General features: G+C 70.0%; 17 protein-coding genes and 2 pseudogenes. 11 read left to right on the top strand and 8 right to left on the bottom strand.

The annotated features are described in order from the left end of the window. Nucleotides 1-72 precede the first annotated feature (72 nt). Entirely contained in the window at nucleotides 73-993 is a 921-nt protein-coding gene (locus QE438_RS10580; protein ID WP_130516855.1) for a lauroyl acyltransferase, read from the bottom strand. 103 nt (nucleotides 994-1,096) lie between these two features. On the opposite strand from QE438_RS10580, the gene dtd reads away from it, so the two are divergent. The 4 genes from dtd (at nucleotide 1,097) to QE438_RS10560 (ending at nucleotide 7,222) form a co-directional block, all read left to right on the top strand. Next, nucleotides 1,097-1,534, top strand: a complete 438-nt coding sequence (gene dtd / locus QE438_RS10575; RefSeq protein ID WP_130516857.1) for a D-aminoacyl-tRNA deacylase — start codon at nucleotides 1,097-1,099, stop codon at nucleotides 1,532-1,534. Nucleotides 1,535-1,691: 157 nt separating this feature from the next. Then, nucleotides 1,692-3,557 carry an RNA polymerase sigma factor RpoD gene (gene rpoD, locus QE438_RS10570; RefSeq protein WP_130516859.1) on the top strand — a complete coding sequence of 622 codons (1,866 nt, stop codon included), beginning with the start codon at nucleotides 1,692-1,694 and terminating at the stop codon, nucleotides 3,555-3,557. Between the two features lie 411 nt (nucleotides 3,558-3,968). Beyond that, the gene (gene mdoH / locus QE438_RS10565) at nucleotides 3,969-5,921 is read left to right on the top strand and encodes a glucans biosynthesis glucosyltransferase MdoH (RefSeq protein ID WP_306995801.1); all 1,953 of its coding nucleotides are present in this window, start codon (nucleotides 3,969-3,971) and stop codon (nucleotides 5,919-5,921) included. A gap of 467 nt (nucleotides 5,922-6,388) precedes the next feature. Beyond that, nucleotides 6,389-7,222, top strand: a complete 834-nt coding sequence (locus tag QE438_RS10560; RefSeq protein WP_306995803.1) for an alpha/beta hydrolase — start codon at nucleotides 6,389-6,391, stop codon at nucleotides 7,220-7,222. 65 nt (nucleotides 7,223-7,287) lie between these two features. Here the strand turns inward: QE438_RS10560 and QE438_RS10555 are convergent, their stop codons facing one another. The 3 genes from QE438_RS10555 to QE438_RS10545 all read right to left on the bottom strand — a co-directional run bounded on the left by QE438_RS10555 (nucleotide 7,288) and on the right by QE438_RS10545 (nucleotide 9,782). Beyond that, a complete protein-coding gene (locus QE438_RS10555; RefSeq protein ID WP_306995805.1) occupies nucleotides 7,288-7,995 on the bottom strand; it encodes an alpha/beta hydrolase in 708 nt (235 codons plus the stop codon). 348 nt (nucleotides 7,996-8,343) lie between these two features. Then, entirely contained in the window at nucleotides 8,344-9,186 is an 843-nt protein-coding gene (locus QE438_RS10550; RefSeq protein ID WP_306996356.1) for an alpha/beta hydrolase, read from the bottom strand. A 230-nt stretch (nucleotides 9,187-9,416) separates the two neighbouring features. Further along, nucleotides 9,417-9,782 carry a hypothetical protein gene (locus QE438_RS10545; RefSeq protein ID WP_306995807.1) on the bottom strand — a complete coding sequence of 122 codons (366 nt, stop codon included), beginning with the start codon at nucleotides 9,780-9,782 and terminating at the stop codon, nucleotides 9,417-9,419. Nucleotides 9,783-9,878: 96 nt separating this feature from the next. On the opposite strand from QE438_RS10545, the pseudogene QE438_RS10540 reads away from it, so the two are divergent. Together QE438_RS10540 and QE438_RS10535 are read left to right on the top strand one after the other, a co-directional pair. Next, nucleotides 9,879-12,077, top strand: a pseudogene (locus QE438_RS10540) (triple tyrosine motif-containing protein); the annotation flags it as partial. A gap of 834 nt (nucleotides 12,078-12,911) precedes the next feature. Next, nucleotides 12,912-13,553 carry a response regulator transcription factor gene (locus QE438_RS10535; protein WP_286575357.1) on the top strand — a complete coding sequence of 214 codons (642 nt, stop codon included), beginning with the start codon at nucleotides 12,912-12,914 and terminating at the stop codon, nucleotides 13,551-13,553. 93 nt (nucleotides 13,554-13,646) lie between these two features. Here the strand turns inward: QE438_RS10535 and QE438_RS10530 are convergent, their stop codons facing one another. The 4 genes from QE438_RS10530 to QE438_RS10515 all read right to left on the bottom strand — a co-directional run bounded on the left by QE438_RS10530 (nucleotide 13,647) and on the right by QE438_RS10515 (nucleotide 17,385). Further along, nucleotides 13,647-13,925, bottom strand: coding sequence for a hypothetical protein (locus QE438_RS10530; protein WP_306995811.1), 279 nt, complete (start codon nucleotides 13,923-13,925; stop codon nucleotides 13,647-13,649). Nucleotides 13,926-13,960: 35 nt separating this feature from the next. After that, entirely contained in the window at nucleotides 13,961-14,815 is an 855-nt protein-coding gene (locus QE438_RS10525) for a copper resistance protein B (RefSeq protein WP_306996358.1), read from the bottom strand. A gap of 164 nt (nucleotides 14,816-14,979) precedes the next feature. Then, on the bottom strand, nucleotides 14,980-16,836 hold the full coding sequence (locus tag QE438_RS10520) for a copper resistance system multicopper oxidase (protein ID WP_306995813.1): 1,857 nt from the start codon (nucleotides 16,834-16,836) through the stop codon (nucleotides 14,980-14,982). Nucleotides 16,837-16,950: 114 nt separating this feature from the next. Then, nucleotides 16,951-17,385 carry a CopL family metal-binding regulatory protein gene (locus tag QE438_RS10515; protein ID WP_130528317.1) on the bottom strand — a complete coding sequence of 145 codons (435 nt, stop codon included), beginning with the start codon at nucleotides 17,383-17,385 and terminating at the stop codon, nucleotides 16,951-16,953. A gap of 226 nt (nucleotides 17,386-17,611) precedes the next feature. Here QE438_RS10515 and QE438_RS10510 point away from each other — a divergent pair. From QE438_RS10510 to QE438_RS10490, 5 genes and pseudogenes are all read left to right on the top strand, one after another. Continuing rightward, nucleotides 17,612-18,010: pseudogene (locus QE438_RS10510) on the top strand (heavy metal-responsive transcriptional regulator); the annotation flags it as partial. A gap of 107 nt (nucleotides 18,011-18,117) precedes the next feature. Beyond that, a complete protein-coding gene (locus QE438_RS10505; protein WP_306995816.1) occupies nucleotides 18,118-20,550 on the top strand; it encodes a heavy metal translocating P-type ATPase in 2,433 nt (810 codons plus the stop codon). A gap of 61 nt (nucleotides 20,551-20,611) precedes the next feature. Beyond that, nucleotides 20,612-20,821 (top strand): heavy-metal-associated domain-containing protein, encoded by a 210-nt coding sequence (locus tag QE438_RS10500; protein ID WP_234852709.1) that lies wholly within the window; start codon nucleotides 20,612-20,614, stop codon nucleotides 20,819-20,821. A 292-nt stretch (nucleotides 20,822-21,113) separates the two neighbouring features. Beyond that, nucleotides 21,114-22,874, top strand: a complete 1,761-nt coding sequence (locus QE438_RS10495) for an ABC transporter ATP-binding protein/permease (RefSeq protein ID WP_306995818.1) — start codon at nucleotides 21,114-21,116, stop codon at nucleotides 22,872-22,874. Nucleotides 22,875-23,060: 186 nt separating this feature from the next. After that, nucleotides 23,061-25,763: a TonB-dependent receptor gene (locus QE438_RS10490; RefSeq protein WP_306995820.1), complete on the top strand. Its 2,703-nt coding sequence runs from the start codon at nucleotides 23,061-23,063 to the stop codon at nucleotides 25,761-25,763. Nucleotides 25,764-25,787: the final 24 nt, after the last annotated feature.

The following is a 25,787-nucleotide window of genomic DNA, read 5'->3' as shown; positions in this document are numbered from 1 at the left end:
CCTGGGCGAGCATTTTCGCCGATCCGCCGCGCGGCGGCGGCCACGCCAGCGGAACGATGCGGGTCTGGGCCGTCAGTGCGGGTGCCTGGCGGTCCAGTACGGGTCGGTCTGTCCACTGCCCGGCGGGCGCAGCGTGTAGCGCTTGTAGGTCCACTGGTACTGGGCCGGGTCGCGCCGGGCCACGCGCTCGATCTGCGCATTGAGCAGCGCCGTGCCCGCCACCGGGTCCGCATCGCCGATGCCCGGCGGGGTCGGCTCGACGTGCAGGGCGAAGTCCAGCCCGCTGCCCACGCGCTCGCACCAGCCCAGCAGCACGATCGCGCCGGTGCGCTCGGCCAGGCGGTTGACCAGGGTCATGGTCAGCGCCGGCACGCCGAAGAACGGTACGAAGACGCCGTCGCCGGCCTTGGGCTGCTGGTCGGGCAGGATGCCGACCGCGCCGCCTTCCTTGAGCACCTTGAACAGCTGGCGCACGGCCGGGCCCTCGGCACGCACCTGGCGGATGTTCTCCGCCCCGCGCACGCGCTGCAGGAAGGCGTCGCCGGCGGCCGAGGCCGGCGGCTTGTAGACGATGGCGATGTCCCCGCGCGAGGCCAGCCACTGGTTCAGCAGCTCCCAGTTGCCGAAATGCGGCGCGGCCACGATCACCCCGCGCCCGGACTTGAGCGCCGCGTCGTACAGGTCCTGGCCGTGGCGCTGGCGCAGGTGCTCGTCCAGGTTCCGCGCGTGCGGTCGGGTCCAGAAGCGCAGCGTCTCCAGCGCCTGGCGCGCGGTGCCGCGCAGGATGCGCCGGTGCAGATCGGCGCGCTGGCTGGGCAGCAGCTCGGGATAGGCCAGCTCCAGGTTGCGGCGGGCCACCCGGCTCTCGCGCGCGTCCAGTCGGCCCCAGGTCCAGGCCAGGGCATCGGCGAGGCGGCGCAGCAGCGGCCAGGGCAGGGAGGTGAGGGCGGCGGCGGCGCGGTAGGCGCCAGCGGCCAGCAGGTGCGGCTTCATCGTGCCAGTCTATCGGCGGTGTCAACCGGGCGGGGATTGCAAAGCCCGGCCCCCGTCCGCACCTTGGGCGGCCGAGACCGGTGCCCCAAGGAGGCCCAAGCCGATGTTGTCGCTGATCCAGCGGGTGACCCGCGCCAGCGTGACGGTGGACGGCCAGACCGTCGGCGCGATCGGCCCCGGGCTGCTGGCCCTGGTCGGGCTGGAGCCGGGCGACGGCGAGGCGCAGATCCAGCGCATGGCCCAGCGCCTGCTGGGCTACCGGGTCTTCGCCGACGACGCCGGGCGGATGAACCGCTCGCTGACCGACACCGGCGGCGGCCTGCTGCTGGTCAGCCAGTTCACCCTGGCGGCCGATACGGCCTCGGGCATGCGGCCCAGCTTCACCACCGCCGCCCCGCCGGAAGAGGCTGAACGCGGCTTCAACCGGCTGGTGGAGGTCTGCCGGGCGCGGCACGGGGGGGTGGAAACCGGGCGTTTCGGCGCCCATATGGTGGTGGACCTGGTCAACGACGGCCCGGTGACTTTCCTGCTGCGGCCCTGAGCTGCTGCAAATGTTTAAAGACGCGAAAGCGTCAAATCTCGCGGCCCCGGGATAGGGGCGCGCGGCGGCGCGGTGACCTGACTGGTGAACTATTTGCAGCCAGGCGCGGTATAATACGTGGTTCTCCAGACCTTTCTTTTAGGCGGCGCAAGCACTCATGGCCAACGAACGTCCTGCCCAGGCATCCGACATCAAGCTGCTGATCAGCAAGGGCCTTGAACAAGGCTACCTGACCTATGCCGAGGTCAACGATCACCTGCCTGACGACATGGTCGATCCGGAGCAGATCGAAGACATCATCGGCATGATCAACGGCATGGGCATCCAGGTCCATGAAGTGGCGCCGGATGCCGAGACCCTGCTGCTGGCCGGCGAGGCCAGCGGCAACCGCGAGGTCGACGAGACCGCCGCCGAGGAAGCCGCCGCCGCGCTGACCTCGCTGGACACCGAGGGTGGCCGCACCACCGACCCGGTGCGCATGTACATGCGCGAGATGGGCACGGTCGAGCTGCTGACCCGCGAGGGCGAGATCGCCATCGCCAAGCGCATCGAGGAAGGCCTGGGCCAGGTGCAGGCCTCGCTGGGCCTGCTGCCGTCGATCGTGGACATGGTCCTGGAGGACTACGAGCTGCACAAGGCCGGCAAGAAGCGCCTGGCCGAGGTGGTCGTGGGCTTCAACGACATCGTCGAAGAGCCGGAGGCCCCCGCGGTCGAGGCGACCGACGTCAGCGACGCCGATGCCGATGCCGACACCGACGACGAGGATGAGGACGAAGAGGGCGGCGCCGAAGAGGAAGCCGGCCCGACCGGTCCGGACCCGGAGGAAGTGGCGCGCCGCATGGAAGTGATGGCCGCCGCCATGGCCAAGTTCAAGAAGGGCTACGCCAAGAGCGGCGCCGACAGCAAGACCGGCGCCAAGCTGCGCGCCGAGATGGCCGAGGTGTTCGTCACCCTGAAGCTGCCGCTGGCCCTGACCGACAACCTGGTCAAGCACGTGCGCGACGTCCTGCAGCAGATCAAGGACCAGGAGCGCCGCGTGCTGCACCTGTCCACGGTCACCGCCAAGATGCCGCGCAAGGACTTCATCCGCTCCTGGGAAGGCAACCAGACCAACCTGGAGTGGGTCGACGAGGCGCTCAAGCGCAAGCAGAAGTGGTCCTCGGGCCTGCGTGAGGTCAAGGACCAGATCATCGCCCAGCAGCAGGCCACCATCGAGGTGGAGCAGGCGATGTACCTGACCCTGGCCGACCTGAAGGACATCAGCCGGCAGATGGCCTACGGCGAGGCCAAGGCGCGCAAGGCCAAGAAGGAAATGGTCGAGGCCAACCTGCGCCTGGTGATCTCCATCGCCAAGAAGTACACCAACCGCGGCCTGCAGTTCCTGGACCTGATCCAGGAGGGCAACATCGGCCTGATGAAGGCGGTGGACAAGTTCGAATACCGTCGCGGCTACAAGTTCTCGACCTACGCCACCTGGTGGATCCGCCAGGCGATCACCCGCTCGATCGCCGACCAGGCGCGCACTATCCGCATCCCGGTGCACATGATCGAGACGATCAACAAGCTCAACCGCATCTCGCGCCAGATGCTCCAGCAGTACGGCCGCGAGGCCACGCCGGAGGAGCTGGCCAAGGAGATGGACATGCCCGAGGACAAGATCCGCAAGGTCATGAAGATCGCCAAGGAGCCGATCTCCATGGAGACCCCGATCGGCGACGATGAGGACTCGCACCTGGGCGACTTCATTGAGGACACCAACGTGGAGTCCCCGATCGAGAACACCACCAACATCAACCTGATGGAAACCGTGCGCGACGTGCTGGCCGGGCTGACCCCGCGCGAGGCCAAGGTGCTGCGCATGCGCTTCGGCATCGACATGAACACCGACCACACCCTGGAAGAGGTCGGCAAGCAGTTCGACGTCACCCGCGAGCGCATCCGCCAGATCGAGGCCAAGGCGCTGCGCAAGCTACGCCATCCCTCGCGCTCGGAGACGCTGCGCAGCTTCCTGGACATCGACTGATCCAGGCCAGGCGCGGGACCGTCCAGGCCCCGCGACGCGATCCACGACAGGCCCGCCATCGGCGGGCCTGTCGCGTTCTGCGGCGGCGGCACGCGCGCCGTCCGGCAAAACCCTAACGTTCCATCGTCTAGCATCGGCGTTCTTGTCCCCCCAACAAGGAGTCTGCGTGCGTGCCAACGCCGCCGACTGCGGTGTCTCCATCGCGGTCTTCCCGCAACGCCCCCCGTCCGCGCCGAGGCCCGAGTCGCCTTCGCCGGCGGATCGGATTCGCCAAGCGCGCCAGCGCCTGTATTCTTCTGCGCATGTCCCCGCGTCCGACCCTGTCGTGTTCCTTCCGCTGCGCCTGCACGCCAGCGTGGCGATCGCGCGCGTGATTCCTCTCCCGCAGCCAGGCCCCGCGCGTCGTACCGAATGAAGATCGCCGAACCCATCCGCGTGCCCTATCCCGAGCACGTCATCGACGAGCAGGCCTTCGCCTACGAACTGCTGCCGCCGCCGGCGCCGCTTCAGATGCCGCAGCAGTCGCTGCGCACCGGCAAGCTGCGCAGCCCGCCCATGCCCTCGGCGCCGCCGAACATGGCGCTGCGCCGGCTCTACATCTTCGGCGGGACCCTGGCGATCACCCTGGCCGGCCTGTACCAGATGTTCCGGGTGATGGCGACCGATGGCGTCAACCTGCTCGAGGGGCTGTTCCTGACCCTGTTCGCGTTGCTGTTCGCCTGGGTGTCGCTGTCGTTCTGCAGCGCGCTGGCCGGCTTCCTGCTGATCGTCACGCGCCGCCGCCGCCGGCTGGGGCTGCGCCCGGAAGATCCGTTGCCCACGCCGACCGTGCGCACCGCGCTGCTGATGCCCACCTACAACGAGGAGCCGCAGCGGCTGATGGCCGGCCTGCAGGCGATCTACGAGTCGGTGCGCGAGACCGGGCATATCGACCGCTTCGATTTCTTCATCCTCTCCGACACCACGCGCGGGCCGATCCGCATGGACGAGGTGGAGGAGTTCCATCGCCTGCGCGAGCGCCTGGGCGGCGCGCCCAATCTCTACTACCGCCACCGCGCCGACAACGCCGAGCGCAAGGCCGGCAACATCGCCGAGTGGGTGCGGCGCTTCGGCGCGGCCTATCCGCAGATGCTGATCCTGGACGCCGACAGCCTGATGACCGGCGACACCATCGTGCGCCTGGCCTGGGGCATGGAGACCCACCCGGACGTGGGGCTGATCCAGTCGCTGCCGCTGATCGTCAACGGCAGCACGCTGTTCGCGCGCATGCAGCAGTTCGCCGGGCGCGTCTACGGCCCGGTGATCGCGCACGGCGTGGCCTGGTGGCATGGCACCGAGAGCAACTACTGGGGCCACAACGCGGTCATCCGCACCCAGGCCTTCGCCGACCATGCCGGCCTGCCCAAGCTCGGCGGCGTGCGCCCGTTCAAGGGCCATGTGCTCAGCCACGACTTCGTCGAGGCGGCGCTGATCCGTCGCGGCGGCTGGGCCTGCCACATGACGCCGGCGCTGGGCGGCAGCTTCGAGGAGGGCCCGCCCTCGCTGACCGACCTGCTGGTGCGCGACCGGCGCTGGTGCCAGGGCAACCTGCAGCACGTGGGCATCCTGCCCACGCGCGGGCTGCACTGGATCAGCCGCACCCACTTCATGATCGGCATCGGCCATTACCTGACCGCGCCGATGTGGGCGATGATGATGCTGATCGGCATCGCCATCCCGCTGGAGCAGGCTGGCACGCTGCTGAGCCTGTCGGACCTGGCGCATTTTTCGCCGGTGAGCTACTGGCGCTCGCTCGACCCGGACCGGATCCTGTACGTGTTCGAGGCGACGATGTTCGCGCTGTTCGCGCCCAAGGTGATGGGATACCTGGCGGTGCTGGCCGACCGCAAGGTGCGGCGCGGCTGCGGCGGCTGGTTCCGCATGATCGTGAGCATCGTGATCGAGAGCGTGCTGGCCGCGCTGATGGCGCCGATCGTGATGTACGTGCAGTCGCGCGGCGTGGCCGAGGTGCTGGCCGGCAAGGACTCGGGCTGGGACGCGCAGCGCCGCGACGACGGCTCGATGCCGTGGGGCCTGCTGGTGCGTCGCTACGGCGGGCTGTCGGTGTTCGGCGTGCTGATGGGCGCGGCGGCGTACTTCGTCTCGCCTTCGCTGGCGCTGTGGATGTCGCCGGTGATCGCCGGCCTGGTGCTGTCGATCCCGATCGTGGCGCTGACCTCGGCGCGGGGACCGGGACAGGCGCTGCGCCGGCTCAAGCTGCTCAGCATCCCCGAGGAAACGCGGCCGCCCGCGATCCTGGTCCGCGCCGGCCGCCTGCGCCAGCGCATCGAGGCCGAAGCCGAGGCCGCTGCGGAAGCGAACTGATCGCTTCCGCGGCGATCGGTTTAGCGGCTGGCCGGCGGAATTCCGATCGCGTCTGAGACACGGCAGGGCCATCTCGTCGCTCGCCCATCGCTGGAAGCGGCGCGCAGGGGTGCGTGCAGCGCAAGGTGAGGCAGGCGAGCATCGCGCCCACCGTCGGCGGTGATTGCCGCGTCTTTGAACAACAGCCCGGCCGGCCGCCAACGATGCGTTCCGGCGCGGAGCTGCGATGCCTTTAGTGCAAGAGCCTCCACCTGTTCTTGACGAAGCGGCGACGCCATCCGAACACGGCGGTTGTATCTAATGGGCCAGTCGATGCAGGGTCCTCATGCAGTGGCGGATCCCGAGGCAGTGCATGCCGACGAACGATCCACCGGACAGTGGCTTGCCCTCCCGCGACGCGCCCCGCCGGGCGCATCCGCGATAGCCGCCGGTCCCATCACATCCACCATCAGCGAGGAGTCAAGCGTATGCCGACAGTCACGACCAAAGACGGCGTGGAGATCTTCTACAAGGACTGGGGCCCGCGCGACGGGCAGGTCATCTTCTTCCACCACGGCTGGCCGCTGTCCTCGGACGACTGGGACGCGCAGATGATGTTCTTCCTCGCCAAGGGCTTCCGCGTGGTCGCCCACGACCGGCGCGGCCACGGGCGCTCGGCGCAGGTCTGGGACGGACACGACATGGACCATTACGCCGACGATGTCGCGGCGGTGGTCGAGCATCTGGGCATCAGCAAGGCGACGCACGTGGGCCATTCCACGGGCGGTGGCGAGGTGGTGCGTTACATCGCGCGCCACGGCGAGGACAAGGTCGCCCATGCGGTGCTGATCAGCGCGGTGCCGCCGCTGATGGTCAAGACCGCGAGCAATCCGGGCGGTACGCCCAAGGAGGTCTTCGACGACTTCCAGAAGCAGGTCGCCACCAACCGCCCGCAGTTCTATCACGACGTGCCGGCCGGCCCTTTCTATGGCTACAACCGGCCGGGCGCCAAGCCCGTGGACGCGGTGATCCACAACTGGTGGCGCCAGGGCATGATGGGTGGCGCCAAGGCGCATTACGACGGCGTGGTCGCGTTTTCGCAGACCGATTTCACCGAGGATCTCAAGGCCATCACCGTGCCGGTGCTTGTGATCCACGGCGACGATGACCAGGTGGTGCCGTACGCCGATTCGGGCGTGTTGTCGGCCAAGCTGGTGCGCAACGGCACGCTGAAGACCTACAAGGGCGCCCCGCACGGCGTGCCGACCACGCATGCCGATCAGGTCAACGCCGACCTGCTGGAGTTCATTCAGAAGGGCTGAAAGCGACGCGTGCTCGCCTATCTCACCGGCCTGCTCCGGCAGACCGGTGATTTCAGCCAGAGCGCCTAGGCGTCCTGACTGGAAACGGCAGCCACCGCCTGCGCGATGACTTCGGCCACCGCGTCCGGCATAGACAGCAGCGACATGTGGCTGGCTGGCAGCTCGGTGGTGCGGGCCTGTAGACGCGTGGCCAAGGCGCGCTGCAGATCGACGCTGACCGCCCGGTCCTGACTGGACACGACGTACCAGTTCGACCGGTCGCGCCAGGCTGGATGGCCGATCCTGTCGTTGAAGGTGGTCAGCGCCAGCGGCGTCTGCACGACGGCGAGCGTGCGCGCCTCCTCCTCGGGCAGGTCCTGGGCGACGTTGGCGATCCAGCTGGCCTCGCCCATCTTGAGGAACCCGTCGCCGAACGGCACGACCCCGCCGAGGCCGGGCGGCGGCGGGTGCTGGCCCACCTGATCGCCGGTCGATTCGCCGGTATCGGGCGCGAAGGCCGCTACGTAGACCAGCGCGCGCACCTTGGGGTCTTTGCCGGCCTCGGTGATGACCGTGCCGCCCCAGCTGTGCCCGACCAGGACAACCGGGCCGTCGATGGCCTGGAGCGTGCGGCGGGTGGCCGCGACGTCGTCGGCCAGCGATGTGGTGGGGTTCTGCACGGCCACCACGTTCAGCTGCGCGCGCAGCAGCCGCGCGATGACGGCGCGCCAGCTGGAGGCGTCGGCCCAGGCGCCGTGCACCAGGACGACGGTGGGATTGGGAGCCTGTGCCATCGACGATTTCTCCTGATGAAGCGACGTGTCGCGTCGCGCGCTTGTGCGGGTGTGGGAAAGAGCGTGGGATCAACTGTTTCCTCCAATCTCGCAGTGGCCTGGCTGTAGAGCGGAGCTTGTGGCAATCCCCTTTTGGGGACTCCGCTGCTCTTCGTTCGGTTCGCGGGGAAGGCCCCAGCGGAGCAAGCTCCGCTCTACAGACGGGAGCCGCCATGGCGGCGAGGGGCTTTATCGGGAAAGCCTCATCGCCGGCATGCCGGCTCCCACCTCGACTCTGTCCGGCTTCCGGACCCACTCCCTTAGTTTCACGCCCGCCTTCGCTTCTGCGCCGCCGCGGCGTGCGGCGGCTCAGCTCTTGATGAAGGCGAGCAGGTCCGGGTTGATGACGTCGGCGTGCGTGGTCAGCATGCCGTGCGGGTAGCCCTTGTAGACCTTGAGCGTGCCGTTCTTGAGCAGCTTGATCGACTTCAGCGCCGAGGCCTGGATCGGCACCACCTGGTCGTCGTCGCCGTGCAGGACCAGGGTCGGCACGGTGATGGCCTTGAGGTCTTCGGTCTGGTCGGTCTCGGAGAAGGCCTTGACGCCATCGACGTGGGCCTTGGCGCTGCCCATCATCCCCTGGCGCCACCAGTTCTGGACCACGCCCGGATAAACCTTCGCATCGGGCCGGTTGAAGCCGTAGAACGGGCCCGCGGCCACATCGAGGAAGAACTGGGCGCGGTTGCCGGCGGTGCTGTTGCGGAAGCCGTCGAACACCTCCAGCGGCAGGCCTTCCGGACTGGTCGGGGTCTTGAGCATCAGCGGCGGCACCGCGCTCACCAGCACGGCCTTGGCCACCCGGCCCTGCGGCTGGCCGAACTTGGCCACGTAGCGCGCCACCTCGCCGCCGCCGGTGGAGTGGCCGATATGCACGGCGTTGCGCAGGTCCAGGTGCTCGGCCACGGCCGAGGCGTCGGCGGCGTAGTGGTCCATGTCGTGGCCTTCGCTGACCTGGGCCGAACGGCCGTGACCGCGTCGGTCATGGGCGACCACGCGGTAGCCGTGCTGGACGAAGAACATCATCTGCGCGTCCCAGTCGTCCGAGGACAGCGGCCAGCCGTGGTGGAACACGATGGGCTGGGCGTTCTTCGGGCCCCAGTCCTTGTAGAAGATCTGGACGCCGTCTTTGGTCTGGACGTAGCTGCTGGTCATGGGCGGATTTCCTTGTGCGGTCGAGGGGGCCGGTCGTGGCAGGGCCACGGCCGGCAGGACGGCGGTGGCGATCAGGGCGGCACCGGCCTGGAGGGTCTGGCGACGCGTGAACGTCAGGGGATCGTGCGGGTCGTGCGACATGCGAAGGGCTCCTTCGGCGGGAATGCCGCCCGGTCAGGCGCGGTGGGGCGAAGGCCATCGTGTCGCCAGAGACACAGGGCCGCCTACCCTCATTGGTGGCGGCCGTCGCTCCCTCTTTCGGGGGACGCGGCGTCGTGGCGGACGACGCGGCGGCCGAAGCGCCGTGCGTCCAGCGAGTAGGCGCCGGGGCCCAGCAAGGCCAGGCCGGCGATGAGCAGCAGGGTCGGCGCCTGATCGACGGCCAGGTGCGCCAGCGCGTGCACGCAGGCGAGCAGCAGCGCCAGCGGCGTGAGCCAGCCGCAGATCAGCAGCAGGCCGCCCGCCAGTGCCACACCGGTCCACGCCGGGCTGCCCGCCGTGCGCGACTGCCACAGCGCCACCGCCAGCGCCACGCGCAGTAGCACCAGGCCCACGCCGGGCCCCCGGTCGGGAAACATCGAGAACAGTCGCTGCATGGCCACCTCCGCCCGCGATGGGCGCATGGTCCCGGCGCGCTGCGCATCCCCCGAAAGAGGCGTCAGCGCGGCCCCCTGTCCTGACACAATCGATCCATGAGGGGCGCTGGCGTGCAGGGACACCGAGGGAGCTGGATCATCCGCGCGTGCTCGGCGTGGCTGGTCCTGGCCTGGCTGTGGCCGTGCGTCGCGCATGCCGAAGACGCGCCCCCGGACGCGGCGCTGGCCGGGTTCGACCACAGCAGCTGGACGCTCGAACGCGGCGCCCCGGCCGATATCTGGGACATGTTCCAGGGCCGCGATCGCGCCCTGTGGCTGGGCACGGGCAGCGGGCTCTACCGCTTCGATGGGCAGCGCTTCATGCGCACCGCGCCGCCGCCGGGGCAGGCTTTCCCGTCCAACAACCTCACCGTGCTCAAGGACGACGGCGCCGGTGGCGTCTGGGCGGGCACCTACGATGCCGGCGTCTTCCATCTGCACGGCCAGACGCTGCAGCGCTACGGCCCCGAGCAGGGCCTGCCGCCGGGGATCGCGTTCTCGATGGCGCGCGACGGGCAGGGGCGCTGGTGGGTGGCCAACGGCGACAGCCTGCGCTGGTTCGACGGTCAGCGCTGGCGCGCGCCGCAGGCCGGGCAGGGCTTCGCCGCGGGCGAGGCGTACTGGGTGCTGTGCGACGCGGGCGGCGTGCTGTGGGTGGCCACGGCCGATCGCCTGCTGTATCTGCCGCGCGCGGGGCAGCGCTTCCTGGATGCCGGCGTGCCGCTGACTCGCTACGCGACCCTGGCGCAGGCGCCGGACGGCACGGTGTGGGTGGCCGATCGCAGGCGCGGCCTGTGGCCGGTGGCCGACCGCGCCGGGCTGCTGCCGGAAGATGCGCGGCAGCGGCGCGCCCTGCCGCAGCTGCGCCTGCAGCGCTTCGCCTTCCAGCGCGATGGCAGCCTGTGGGGCAGCGTGCTGGGCGGCGGCGGGATCGTGCGGCTGCGCTGGGAGCGCACCGGCGCCCTGCCGCGTATCGAACGCTTCGATGTCGGCCAGGGCCTGCCTTCCACCTATGCCTCGCCGGTGCTGGAAGACCTGGAGGGCGATGTCTGGGTCGGCACCAATCTGGGCCTGTCGCGATTCCGCCGACACCTGATCCATCGCCTCGCCTGGCCGGGGCGCGATGCGCCGGACACGCTGATGACGCTGCCGGGGCAGCAGGTGCGCGCCTATGGCGAGACCGGTACCGTCTGGCCGCTGGACCGCGCCCGCCTGGCGGCGCTGGGCCAGGGGCAGCGCCCGATGCCGGCGCAGGACGCCGCAGCGGTCTGGCGCTGGCAAGGCGGTCGGATCGTGCGTTCGCCGCATCCGGCCACGGTGGCCGCGGCGCCGTCCGACGCAGGGCCGGGCGAGGTCTCGGCCCTGATCCAGTCCGCGCAGGCCGTGTGGGTGTGCGCGACCGCGGGCGGCGTGCTGCGCAACGCCGGCAGCGGCTGGGTACGCGAGACGCGCCTGCCCGACCGGCGCTGCTCGACGCTGCAGGTGGATGCGCGCGGCGCGCTGCTGGTCGGCTACCCGGACGGCGGTGTCGCCGTGTTGGCGGACGATGCGCAGGGCGCGGCGACGGTGTCGCAGGCCGGCGTGGGGCCGATCACCGGGCTGTACCGCGACCAGGCGCTGACCCTGGTCGCGGGCGAGGAAGGCCTGGCGCTGGCCGACGCGACGGGCGGCTATGCCCGCGTGCGCGGACTGCGCGAGGACCTGCTCCTCGGCATCAGCGGCATCGTGCGCCAGGGCGAAGGCGACCTGTGGCTCTACGGCATCCGGGGGCTGGTGCGTGTCTCGCCCGACGACCTTCGGCGCAGTGCCGCCACCGGCCTGCCGCTGGACCGGGCCCGCGCCTTCGACGCCATCGACGGTTTGCCCGGTGTCGCGCTGCAGGCCAACGCGGTGCCCACGCTGGCGCTGGGCCAGGACGGGCTGCTGTGGATGGCGAGCAATCAGGGCCTGGCCTGGCTGGACGTGAACGCCATCGCGCGCAACCGCGTCGCGCCGCAGGTCCGCCTGGGCGAGGTGGTGTCGGGCCAGGGCCGGCAGCCGCTGATCGACGGGCTCGTCCTGCCCAAGCGCACGCGCGAGCTGGAGCTGGACTATTCCGCCGCCAGCCTCGCGCGCCCGGACCGGGTCCGCTACCGGGTCCGCCTGGAGGGCGTGGATGCGCACTGGCGCGAGATGGGCGAGCTGGCGCAGGTGCGCTACGCCAACCTGCAGCCGGGGCGCTATCGCTTCGAGGTCATGGCCGCCAACGAGGACGGTGTGTGGAGCGTGCCGGTCCAGGCCGGCTTCGCCATCCGCCCCGCGTGGACGCAGACCGGGCTGTTCCGCGTGGCGATGCTGGTGCTGCTGGCGCTGGCGATCGCCGCGGTCATCGTCCTGCGCAGCCGTGCGCTGGCCGCGCGCTGGCGCGCGCGCCTGGAGGAAACGCCACGGCGAGCGCGAACGTATCGCCCGCGACCTGCACGACACCTTGCTGCAGGGCATGCAGGGCCTGGTGCTGCGGCTGCATGCGGCCAACCAGCGGCTGCCGCCGACCGAGCCGGTGCGGCACGAGGTCGAGCACGCCCTGGAGCTGGCCGAATCCACCCTGCGCGAGGGGCGCGAGCGAGTGGTCGGCCTGCGCGGCGAGGACACCCGCATCGAACTGGGCGCGCGCCTGGCGGCGGTCGGCAAGCGCCTGGCCGACGGTCCGGCGCCCAGCCTGCGCCTGCTGATCGAAGGCCAGCCGCGCGCGCTGCCGACCTGTGTGGCCGAGGAGGCGTTCCTGATCGGGCGCGAGGCGCTGACCAACGCGCTGCGCCACGCCGAGGCCAAGGCCATCGAAGTGGAGATCGGCTACGGCCGCGAGGCGCTGCACCTGCGCGTGCGCGACGACGGCCTGGGCATGCCGGCCGACGCGCAGGCCAGAAGCGCGCACTTCGGCCTGCGCGGCATGCGCGAGCGCGCCTCCCGCATCGGCGGCACGCTGCAGGTGTGGTCGGCGCCGCGGATGGGCACGGAGATCGCCCTTTCGGTTCCGGCCGCGCGCGCCTACGCTGTGGCGCGGACGCGCTGGTGGCAGCGCCTGCGCCGGGCTTCGCAGGAGGACGCGTGATGCAATCGCAGATCGGCGTGCTGGTGGTGGACGATCACCCGCTGTTGCGCGACGGCCTGCGCGCCATGCTCGAGGCGCAGCCGGACATGCGCCTGCTGGGCGAGGCCGGCGACGGCCACCAGGCCCTGGAGCGTTACGCGCAGCTGGCGCCCGATGTGGTGCTAATGGATCTGCAGATGCCCGGCATGGACGGCGTGGAAGCCATCGAGCGGCTGCGCCGGCACGATCCGCGTGCGCGCATCCTGGTGCTGACCACCTACAGCGGCGATGCGCGTGCGGTGCGCGCGCTGCAGGCCGGCGCGGCCGGCTATCTGCTCAAGGACATGCTGCGCCACGACCTGCTGGACACCATCCGCGCGGTCTTCGCCGGCCAGCGCCCGCGCATGCCGATGCACATCGCCGAGGGCATCGCCTGCCACGTGGCCGACGACGGGCTGTCCCAGCGCGAGACCGTGGTCCTGTCCGCCGCCGCCAGCGGGCTGACCAACAAGGCCATCGGCCAGCGCCTGTCGATCTCCGAACAGACCGTCAAGGCGCACATGAAGAGCCTGATGGCCAAGCTCGGCGCGCGTGATCGCACGCATGCGGTCACCATCGCCCTGCAGCGCGGGATCATCTCGCTGGAGCGGATCGAGCTGTAGCCGCGCGGCGAGGATTCGTGTGCGCGTGATGGCGGGCCCGGCGCGTCGCTCATGCGTTCCGACGCGCCGGGCTTGCCTTGAACTGCGCTGAGGTCAGCGCAGCATCTTCAGGCCGGCGTCGTACTCGGCCGGGCTGAGCTTGCCGTCGCGGTCCATGTCGATCATGCCGAAATGCGGCGCCAGCGGATGGTCCTTGGGCAGCTCGGCCTTGTCGATGAAGCCGTCGTGGTTCCTGTCCAGCGCGGCGAAGTCGCCCTGGGCCGGCGCGGCCGCGGCATGGTCGCGGTGCGGGTGCGCCTGCGGACCGGCCCAGGCGGCGCCGGAGAGCAGGCCGGCGCATACGAGGGAGACAGCGAAGAACGGATGTTTCATGGAGAGCCTCTTGGGGTGGGAGAAGAAAGGGAACCTCAGAACCACACGCGCACACCGGCCACCAGCGCGGTCTCGCGCGGGTGGTCGGCCGCGTCGGCGCTGCCGCCGAAGTAGCGGGTGTGGTTCACGCCGATGTAGGGCGCGAAGCGGCGGGTGACCTCGTAGCGCAGGCGCAGCCCGGCCTCGACACTGTTGAGCCCGCTGCCCTGGCCGGTGCGCGGATCGTCCTTGGCCGACAGGTCGGCCTCGACGCGCGGCTGCAGGATCAGGCGGTTGGTGAGCAGCAGTTCGTACTCGGCTTCCAGGCGAGCGCCGAGCTGGCCCGAGCTGCCCAGGTACGCCGTGGCGGCGACCTCGAACTTGTACGGCGCCAGGCCCTGCACGCCGAGTGCGGCCCAGGTGCGCCCGTCCCGCGGGCGGAAGTCCTGGCGCACGCCGGCGACCAGATCCCACCAGGACGTGATGCTGCGGCCGTAGAGCACTTCCAGGTCGGCCGATTCGGTGCGCCCCGCGCTGCGCTCGCCTTCGCTGCGCAGCCACAGGCGATTCACGTCGCCGCCGATCCAGCTGCTGGCCTCCCAGGCCTGGCCGTGCGCATCGCTGGCGTTCCATGCCTCCAGGCGATCCAGCTGCACCAGCCAGTTGAGCGTCGGGCCATGCGCCATGGAGGCGTGCGAGAGCTGCGGGAAGGCGGCCGCGCGGTCTGCGTCGGTCAGGACGGGAATGGGTTCGCGCGGTTCCTGCGATCCGCCGTGATTCATCGCCGAGTGATCCATCGAGGAGTGATCCATCGAGGAGTGATCCATCGTGGAATGGTCCATCGAGGAGTGGTCCATCGCGGAGTGGTCCATCGCAGTGCCTCCCATGGACGAGGCGTGCTGCTTCGGCATGTGCGGGCATGGCGATGACGAAGGCTGTCCATTGGCTTGCGCTTGCGCGGCCTTCTTGCAGGTGGCCTGCGGCGTCTCCGCGGCGGTCTGGCCGGCCAGCGCCGGCGACGAAACGAGCAGGCCCAAGGCGACGGCCAGTGCGGTGCGGGGCAAGGTCTGCATGCTCATTCCTCCACCCGCACTTCGCGCATCATGCCGCCGTCCATGTGGTAGAGCAGGTGGCAGTGGTAGGCCCAGCGGCCCAGCGCGTCGGCGCGCACGCGATAGCTGCGGCGCGTGCCCGGCGGCATGTCCACGGTGTGCTTGCGCACCTGGAAGCGGCCCTGCGCATCCTCCACATCGCTCCACATGCCGTGCAGATGGATGGGGTGCTGCATCATGGTGTCGTTGACCAGCACGATGCGCACGCGCTCGCCGTAGTTGAGCCGCAGCGGCTCGGCGCTGGCGAACGGGATGCCGTTGAACGACCAGGCGAACTTCTCCATGTTGCCGGTCAGGTGCAGCTCGATCTCGCGGCCGGGCTCGCGCCCGTCGGGATCGTCGAAGACGCTGCGCAGGTCGGCATAGGTCAGCACCTTGCGGCCGTTGTCGCGCAGGCCGATGCCGGGGTCCTCCAGCTTGGGCGCGGTGGCCATCGACTGCATGTCCACCAGCGGGTTGCCGGTCTCGCTGGCCGGATGCGCGGGCATGCCACCGGCGCCATGGCCCGTCGCGCCGTGATCCATGCCGGCCATGCCGCCGTGGCCCATGGCCGAGTGATCCATGCCGGCCATGTCGCCGTGCCCCATCGCCGCATGGTCCATGCCCGGCATGCTGGCCATGTCGTGTCCGGCCGCACCGTGGTCCATGCCGCCCATCGCGCCCATGTCGTGGCTCATGTCGCCCATGCTCAGCAGCGGGCGCGGATCGAGCGCGGGAATCGGCGCCTCCAGCCCGATGCGGGTGGTCAGCGTGCCGCGCGCATAGCCGGTGCGGCCCATGTCCTGGGCGAAGACCGTATAGGCGTCCTGGCCGCGCGGCTCGACGATCACGTCCACCGTCTCGGCCACGGCCATGCGGAACTCGTCCACGCTGACCGGATGGACGTATTGCCCGTCCACGGCGACCACGGTCATCTTCAGGCCCGGGATGCGGATGTCGAAATAGGTCATGTTGGCGGCGTTGATGAAGCGCAGCAGCACCTTCTCGCCCGGGCGGAACTCGCCGCTCCAGTTGGCCGCCGGCGTCGTGCCGTTCATCAGATAGGTGTAGGTGTGGCCGTTGACGTCGGACAGGTCGCTGGGCGTCATCCGCATCCGGCCCCACATGCCGCGGTCGGCCAGCGTGGCCGAGAGCCCGTCGCGCCGCGCATCGCGCACGAAGTCGCCCACCGTGCGCTGGTAGTAGTTGTCGTAGGACGGCATCTTCTTCAGCCGCCGGAACAGCGCGGCCGGATCCAGGTCGGTCCAGTCCGACAGCAGCACCACGTGCTCGCGGTCGTAGTGGTACGGCGGCGGCGTGGCCGGCTCGATGACGATCGGCCCGTATAGCCCGGCCTGTTCCTGATGCAGCGAATGGCTGTGGTACCAGTAGGTGCCCGACTGGCGCAGCTTGAAGCGGTACAGATAGGCCTCGCCAGGATAGATGCCGTCGAAGCTCAGGCCCGGCACGCCATCCATGTTGGCCGGCAGCAGCAGGCCATGCCAGTGCACCGAAGTCTGCGTGCCGGCGGCCAGGCGATTGCTGACGCGGATGGTGACCGTGTCGCCTTCGCGCCAGCGCAGCAGCGGGGCGGGCAGGCGGCCGTTGACGGTGATCGCCGGCCGCTCGCGGCCGGTGAAGTTGACGCGGCTCGCGCCGATGGCCAGGTCGAATTCGGTGCCGCGCAGTTCGTTGGCGGCCGCAAGGCGGTCCTGGGCGAAGGCGGGTACCCGCGCCAGCCCGAGGCCGAGCGTGGCGCCGCCCAGCGCCAGGCCGGTGACGAAGGTACGGCGGGAAGGGTCCGGGACCCGATCGGGCCCGGAGAAAAAGCGTGATGGCATAGACGCCTCGATCGAAAGCCGTGCCGATGCGGCACGAAGTGCAGGCGCATCGCGCCAGGCCAGGGCCGGGCTGCGACTGCGATCCAGGCCGCGACAAACGCGGCCGAGCGGGCGCTAACGGATCGGGGGACGGATCAGCGGCGGCACGGCGGGCGCGCCGCGCGTGCGCGCGTCGAACGCCAGCGTGCGGCTGGCGGGCGCGTGCGGGTGCACCAGGGTCGGCAGCGCCGGCACGATGACCTGCGAGGCCGCGGCGCAGTGGCATTCGGACGAGGCGCAGCAGTGCTCACCATGCTTCTGGTGCGCGCCCTCCATCGCCTGCCCGCACGCCGGCGCGGCGCGCTGGTGCATCTGGCAATCGGCCTGCGCGTGGCCGGGCCGATGCTGCATCGACGCGTGCGCCTCATGGCCGCGCGATGCCGACGATGCGGCCGGCCCGTGCGCATTCGCCGCCGCCTGCGCCCAGGCGCGCGCTGCGGCATCGCCTGCGCCATTCAGCAGCAGGATCGTGCACAGCAGCAGGCGCAGGAGGGCGGACGGCAGCGACAAGGCGGATGCGGAAGCAGCGAGGAATGGCTGCAGGATAACCAAGAGATCCGCACGGGCAAGCCGACCGCCGCGCGTGGCCCCAGATAGGACAGAACCCTGGAGCCCACTCCACAAGGCCCTGCACGACGCATCGTCGTTGGTGGAATGAACAAATAATGAATGTCCATCTCGCAATGCAACAATCACGTTGACTCTGGACTTAGGTCCACCTCTTAGGGTCCACCTCATGAACTCCACACCGCCACGTTCCCACTTCACGATCGGCGTGCTGGCCCAGCAGTCCGGGGTGGCGATCGACACGATCCGCTACTACGAGCGCGAAGGGCTGCTCTCGCCCGCCTATCGCCGCGCCTCGGGCTATCGCGAATACGACACGCAGTCGGTCGAGCGCATGCGCTTCATCCTGCGCGCCAAGGAGCTGGGCTTCAGCCTGGAGGAGATCCGCGAGCTGCTGGCGCTCGAATCCGACCGCGTCAACGGCGTGGAAGGCGTCAAGCAGCGCGCCAGCCGGCGCCTGCAGGAGTTGAACGTGCGCATCGCTCAGCTCACCGAGATGCGCGACGCCCTGGCGCGGCTGATCGACGCCTGCCCCGGCTGCGGCGAGCCGGAAGGCTGCCCGATCCTCTCCAGCATCCACGGCGCGCCGCCCGAGGCGAACGATGCGGCGGCCGCGCCTTCGCCCGCGCCGGCCTCGTGCTGCGGCGCGGATCTCAAAGACAGGAACCACGATTCATGAGTCAGGCGGCAGCCACCACGTTGAACTTCCCGGTCCGCGGCATGACCTGCGCGGCGTGCGCGACCACGATCGAGAAGCTGCTCAACAAGCATCCGGGCGTCAAGGCGACGGTCAACTTCGCCAGCGAACGCGTGCAGCTGCAGTACGACCGCACCCAGGTCCAGCCGCAGGCCCTGGTGGAGACGCTGGACAAGGCCGGCTTCTCGGTGCCGCCGGAGACCGTGGCGCTGGAGATCACCGGCATGAGCTGCGCCGCCTGCGCGGCCGGCATAGAGAGCGTGCTGGCCAAGACGCCCGGCGTGATCGCCGGCAACGTCAACTTCGCCTCGGCCAAGGCGCGGGTGGAATACACCCCGGGCGTGGTCGACGTGGCGCAGATCGTCGAGCGCATCGGCAAGGCCGGCTTCGGCGCGAGCGAGGTGCGCGAGATCGGCGAGGCCGAGATGGCCGCGCGCGAGGCCGGCGAACGCGCGGCCTGGCGCCGCCAGGTCTGGATGTTCGTGGCCTCGGTGGTGCTGACCCTGCCGCTGTTCGCGCAGATGTTCACCATGTTCGACTTCGCCGACCTGGGCCACTCGCTGGGCGGCCATCACACCGAACTGCTGCCGCGCTGGCTGCAGCTGGTGCTGGCCACGCCGGTGCAGTTCTGGATCGGCGCGCGCTTCTACAAGGCGGCCTTCAAGTCGCTGCGCAGCGGCACGGCCAACATGGACGTGCTCGTGGCGCTGGGCACCTCCATGGCCTATCTGTACAGCGTGGTGGTGACGGTGCTGGATCTGCCGGGCCAGCATGTGTATTTCGAGGCCAGCGCCTCGATCATCACCCTGATCCTGCTCGGACGCCTGCTGGAGGCGCGCGCCAAGCGCAAGACCTCCTCGGCGATCCGCGCGCTGCTCAACCTCAAGCCCAAGACCGCCAAGGTCGAACGCGACGGCAAGCTGGTCGAGGTCGATGCCGGCAGCCTGGTGGTGGGCGATGTGTTCGTGGTCGCCGCGGGCGAGCGCGTGCCGGTGGACGGCGAAGTGCTCAGCGGCACCTCCAGCGTGGACGAGGCGATGCTCTCGGGCGAGTCGATGCCGGTGAACAAGGAGCCCGGCAGCCGGCTGTTCGCCGCCACGGTCAACCAGTACGGCATGCTGCGCGCGCGCGCCACCGGCATCGGCGCGGACACCATGCTGGCCCAGATCATCCGCATGGTCGACGAGGCGCAGGGCTCCAAGGCGCCGATCCAGCACCTGGTCGACCGGATCGCCGGCATCTTCGTGCCTGTCGTCGTGGCCATCGCCGCGCTGACCCTGGCCATCACCTGGCTGGTCACCGGCAGCTTCTCCGTCGCGCTGGTGCACGCGGTCGCGGTGCTGGTGATCGCCTGTCCGTGCTCGCTGGGCCTGGCCACGCCGACGGCGATCATGGTCGGCACCGGCATGGGCGCGCGCGCCGGCATCCTGATCCGCAACGCCGAGGTGCTCGAACGCGCTCGCGCGCTCAAGACCCTGGTGGTCGACAAGACCGGCACCCTGACCGAAGGCAAGCCGCAGGTGACCGACCTGCTGCCCAGCGCGGAGACCGAACGCGATGCCCTGCTGCGCCTGGCGGCCAGCCTGGAGGCCGGCTCGGAGCATCCGCTGGCGAGGGCGATCATGAAGGCCGCCGCGGTGGCCGGCGTGCAGGTCGCGGGCGTGACCGACTTCGAGACGATCCCGGGCAAGGGCGTGCGCGGCGTGATCGACGGGCGCCAGGCGATCCTGGGCTCGCCGGCCTGGCTGGCGGCCGAGCAGGCCCGCACCAGCACCGCGCTGGAAGCCCGCGCCCAGGCCGTGCAGGCCCAGGGCAAGACCGTGGTCGGCGTCGCGGTGGACGGCGTGACCGCCGGCTTCATCGCCATCGCCGACCAGCTGCGCGACACCTCGCGCGAGGCCGTGCGCCGGCTGCAGGCCATGGGCGTGGACGTGGTGATGATGACCGGCGACAACCGCCACACCGCCGAGGCGATCGCGCGCCAGGCCGGGATCGTGCGCTACTTCGCCGAAGTCCTGCCGCAGCACAAGGCCGATGAGGTCAAGCGCCTGCAGCAGGCGCAGGGCGGGCACGTGGGCATGGTCGGCGACGGCATCAACGACGCACCGGCGCTGGCCGCGGCCGATGTGAGCCTGGCCATCGGCGCCGGCTCGGACATCGCCATCGAGGCGGCCGACGTGGTGCTGGTCAAGGGCGACCTGCGCCATGTGGCCACCGCCATCGACCTGTCCAGCGCCACGCTGCGCAAGATCCGCCAGAACCTGTTCTTCGCCTTCTTCTACAACGTGCTCGGCATCCCGCTGGCCGCCTTCGGCCTGCTCAATCCGGTCATCGCCGGCGCGGCGATGGCGATGAGCTCGATCTCGGTGGTGAGCAACTCGCTGCTGCTCAACCGCTGGCGTCCGAAGTGATCGGATCGCCCGGGCCGGCCCGCTTCCCAGTCCCACTTCCCACACCCAAGGAAAGCCCAAGATGCATATCGAACTGACCGTAGACGGCATGAAGTGCGGAGGCTGCTCCGGCCGCCTCAAGCGCGTGCTGGAAGGCACCGACGGCGTGCAGGCCACGCAGATCGTGCTGGAGACCAAGCAGGTCGCCGTCGATTTCGACGAGGCCGGCATCGACGTCGATGCCATCAAGCACGTGATCACCGACGCCGGCTTCACCGTGCTGGCCGCCTGAGGCATGACCGGCCTGCGCCTGGCGGAATGACGGCACGCCCGCGGCCCGCGTTCGACGCGTGCCGCAGGCGCCCGGCCAACGGCCAGCACGCGCAGGCCACCGACGCTGCAGCGGGGGGACGCCGCAGCGGCGGATGAAGGACAGGGACCGGACCGGCGGAGGGGCCGTCCGAGGAGAAGGGGAACGCTTTCGCAGACGTCCGTTGTGCTGGCCGCCGTCCAGGCGGCCCGTGGCGGCGCGCTGCCACCTGGGGCCATCGCGCTCTGCCCGCTGCCGTTGCCACGGAGCCTCGATGAACGACACCGACCACGACGAAAGGCCCCTGCCGAAGGTCCCGGCGCGTCAGCTCTGGCGCCTGCTGAGCGGCTACTGGCGCTCGGACGACCGGCTCATGGCCTGGCTCCTGCTGCTGTCCATCCCCGCGCTGCACGGGGTGTTGGTCTACCAGGGCCTGCTGCAGAACCGCATCTACGGGGTGATGTTCGATGCGCTGGGCGATCGCCAGGCCAGCGTGTTCTGGCGGCAGCTGATCCTCACCGGCGCCGTCATGGCCACCTGGGTTCTGGCCCATACCGTGGTGGAGTGGCTGATGCAGCTGCTCTACATGCGCTGGCGCACCTGGCTCAACGCGTACTTCTCCGACCGCTGGCTGGAGCGCAAGGCCTATTACCGGATGGACCGCGCCGGCAGCATCGACAACCCGGACCAGCGCCTGTCCGAGGACCTGCAGATCCTGACCGAGAAGGGCGTGACCAAGGGCTTCGAGTTCCTGCACCAGATGGGCGTGGTGGTGGTCTTCACCGGCGTGCTGTGGAACCTCTCGCGCGATATCGCCTTCACCGTCGCCGGGCAGCAGGTGGCCATTCCCGGGCTGGTGGTCTTCGTGTTCCTGGGCTTCTGCCTGCTCAGCACCGGCCTGGTCGAATGGCTGGGGCGGCCGCTGCTGCGCGCCCGCTATCGCCAGCAGGCGCGCGAGGGAGACTACCGCTTCGCCCTGGTGCGCGTGCGCGAGAACGCCGAGCCCATCGCGCTCTATGCGGGCGAGGCGTCCGAGCGTCGCCGCCTGGGCGGTGCCTTCGGCCGCATCCGCCAGAACTGGCGCAAGGTGGTGCGCCATACCTTCAGCGTCAATCTGGCCACCGATACCGGCAACCAGGGCGTGCAGCTGCTGCCGTGGATGCTCGGCGCCGGCGCGTACTTCGCCGGCGGCCTCTCGCTCGGCCAGCTGACGCGGCTGCACCAGACCTGCAACCAGACCCGCATCGGCCTGCTGTGGTTCATCCAGAACTACACCGAGCTGGCCGACGTGCGCGCCGCGCTGGCGCGCCTGGTCGAGCTGGACCACGCGCTGGACACCCACGATGCGCGCCACGACATCGTCGTGGCCGACAGCCAGGACGAGGTGCTGCGCACCTACGCGCTGGCGCTGGCGTGCCCGGACGGGCGGGCGCTGGGCGAGCCGGTCTCGGTGGACATCAAGGCCGGGTCGAACTGCGTGATCGTGGGGCCGTCCGGCTGCGGCAAGAGCACGTTCCTGCTGTCGCTGGCCGGCCTGTGGCCGCACGGGCATGGCCGCATCGAGATGCCGCGCGGACGGCGCAGCATGTTCATTCCGCAGCGGCCGTACGTGCCCATCGGCTCGTTGAAGGAGGCGCTGTGCTACCCGGGCGACAGCGCCGATTTCGACGACCAAAGCTGCGTCGACGCCTTGCGCGCCTGCAGGCTGGAGCATCACGCCCAGCGCCTGGACGAGGTCGATCACTGGAGCAAGCGGCTCTCGCCCGGCGAGCAGCAGCGTCTGGCGTTCGCGCGCGTGCTGATGCAGCGCCCGCAGACGCTGTTCCTGGACGAGGCCACCTCGGCCCTGGACCAGGACACCGAGGCCTTGCTCTACCGGCAACTGCGCGAGCGGCTGCCGGGCTGCACGGTGATCAGCGTCGCCCACCGCGACTCGGTCATCGCCATGCACGAACGCAAGCTGAGTTTCTCCGGCGCTGGCAGGCCGGCGTGGTGTTCCGCGCCGCCTGCACAGGTGGTCCCCGCGCCGGGCTAACAAGCCGGACCACGCAACAGCGATAAGCGCCCAGGCGGGAAGGCCGGGCGCGCAGACGCGCGGGGAGCGCGCCTGCGACAAGGCAAGCGGGAGCGTGGCTCCCATCCCGGGCGAGGCGGCCAGTGCCGCAGCGGCGGGCGAGCTTTACCCAGCGGTTCCCTTCTTCTCACGACCGGAGAGCCTTCGTTGAACACGATCACCCTGAGCGCACTGGCCATCGCCGTGTCCCTCTGCCTTGCCAGCGCGGCCCATGCCCAGACGGCGGACGCCGACGGGGCACAGGCGTCCAATCCGTCCCCGCAGCAGGTCCAGCCGCGACAGCTGGATGGCGTCAGCGTCACCGGCTCGCTGCTGCCGCGCAGCCAGCTGGAGACCTTCGTGCCCACCGTGACCATTACCCATCAGGACATGGTCCGGCAGGGCTTCAAGGACGTCGCCACCGCGCTGCGCGCCTCCACCCTGGGCGGCGGTGGCCTGCGCGAAGGCGCGCCGATAGGCTCGGGCAATACGCAGGCCACGCGTTCGGTCAACCTGTTCGGCCTGGGCGCCAGCTATACCAAGATCCTGATCAACGGCCATCCCTTCGCCAACTTCCCGATGGCGGCCAATACCACCGACGGCGGCATGCTGGCCGACCTGAGCAACATCCCGATGGCGATGATCGACCGCGTCGAGATCCTGCCCGGCAGCCAGTCGGCGACCTATGGCGCAGACGCGGTGGCCGGCGTGGTCAACATCCTCCTGCGCCGCGATGTGCAAGGCACGGAGGTCAGCGTCCAGTCCAACGTCTACACCGAAGGCGGCGGCGCCAGCCAGCGGCTGCAGCTGGTCGGCGGAAGCGCGCTGGGCAGCGCCACCTCGCTGACCTATGCGCTGCAGTACGACCATGCCGCGCCGCTGCTGGGCACCGAGCGCAGGCTCACCGCCTACACACCGGCCAAGGACGATGCCTTCGCCCGCACCTCGGCCACCTCCTACTACGACCCGGGAGCGCCGGGCTGCGCCCAGATGGCCGACCTGTTCGGCGGCACGATGGAATACAAGACCAACGGCGCGGCCAGGTACTGCGGTTCGGACAACACCGCGGCCTCGGTCGCCACTTACGACGCGGCGCGGCGCACGGTGGCCGGCTATCTCTCGCTCCAGCACGATGTCTCCGAGCGCATGACCGCCTATGCGGACCTGAACTACGCCCTGGGCCAGACGCAGAGCAACTGCTGCCTGACCTGGTACTGGCAGAACGTGACCGACCAGGCCTCCGGCAAGAACTACCTGATCTCGCGCGAGTTCTCGCTGGAGGAGATCGGCGGATTCGGCAACGCGGCCCGGCGCAACCGGACCCATCAGTACGACTTCACCGGTGGCCTGCGCGGCGATCTCGGCGATGGCGACTGGCGCTACGACGCCCACTATTCGCGCTCGGCGTACGCGGTCAAGCAGCATCAGCTGCAGCCGGTGACGCCGACGATGAATGCCTACCTGGCCCAGCGCTACCGCGATGTGCGCCAGGTCTTCGTGCCGCTGACGCCGCAGGAGTATCTGGGTTTCAGTTACGACCAGACGCGCAAGGCCGACACCATGACCCAGCAGGTCAGCGCGCGGGTCTACAACACCCGCCTGTTCGGCCTGCCCGGCGGCGACGCGGGCCTGGCGGTCCTGCTGGAAGGCGGCAACGAGCGCTGGAACGACAGCCCCGACGCCATGTCCCGCTCCGGTGCGATGTTCGGCGGTGCCACGCAGGCCAGCCACGGCGATCGCGATCGCTGGGGCGGCGCGGTGCAGATGGATCTGCCGGTGGCCTCGATGCTGACCGCGACGCTCGCCGGCCGGTACGACGACTACCGCTACTCCGGCTACGACCGCAATCGCCCGACCTGGCGCCTGGGCCTGGAGTTCCGGCCGTTCGAAAGCCTGCTGCTGCGCGGCGGCCTGGGCACCTCGTTCCGCGCGCCGGACATGTCCTTCCTGTATTCGGGCGCCAGCAAGGGCAACCAGAACACCTACGACTTCTATCGCTGCGATCAGCTGGGCGTGTCGCGCAGCAGTGCCCAGTGCCGCTACATCATGCCCAGCTACACCAGCGGCAACCTGGCGCTGGAGCCGGTGACCTCCAAGTCCAAGAGCATCGGCCTGGTGTGGGCGCCGCTGCGCAACCTGACCTTCAACGCCGACTTCATGGACATCGAGATCCACAACGAGGTGCGCGCGCTGAGTCTGGCCAACATCCTCTTCGACGAGGCCGCCTGCCGGCAGAACGGACAGGCGTCCTACCTGCCCAGCTGCGCCGACGCGCTGGCCCGGGTCAGCCGCGGCGCCGACGGGCTGATCACCGGCGTGCAGAGCGGGTACTTCAACGTGGCCTACAAGCAGATGAAGCTGCTGATGGGCGGGGCCAACTATCGCCTGGCCACCGAGCGCCTGGGCAGCTGGAACTTCAAGCTCAACGCCAGTCGCATCGTCGACTACCGGGCGCAGCTGGATTCGGTGTCGCCCATCGTCGATGTGATCGACGAGCCCAAGGGCCAGGCCAGCTTCTTCCCGCGCATGCTCAACGCCACCGTCGGCTGGGAGCAGGGGCCGTTGTCGGTCACCCTGTGGGGCGTGCGCTACGGCAAGACGCCCAACTTCTCGGTGCGCAACTGGGGCTGGAGCCCGACCGCGGCGCAGGTGGCGCTGTACGGCCCGCCCGGCTACGACGATGCCTGGCTGCTGTTCAACGGCTCGGTGCAGTATCAGCTGCCGTTCCAGGCCACGCTGTCGCTGGCGGTCACCAACCTGGCCAACAGGATGCCGCCGAACCGCAACTGGACCTCCGCGCCGTACTTCAACTCCCAGCTCTACAACGTCTATGGGCGCGGCCTGAGCTTCGAGGTCACCAAGAAGTTCTGAGCGCCTCATGCGGTCGCCCGCTTC

Origin of the sequence: Pseudoxanthomonas sp. SORGH_AS_0997 (assembly GCF_031453535.1) — a bacterium.
In the GTDB taxonomy this organism is placed as follows: Bacteria; Pseudomonadota; Gammaproteobacteria; order Xanthomonadales; family Xanthomonadaceae; genus Pseudoxanthomonas_A; species Pseudoxanthomonas_A winnipegensis.
Note: the sequence above shows the minus strand (reverse complement) of the source record. Positions and strands in the feature narration are given on the sequence as shown.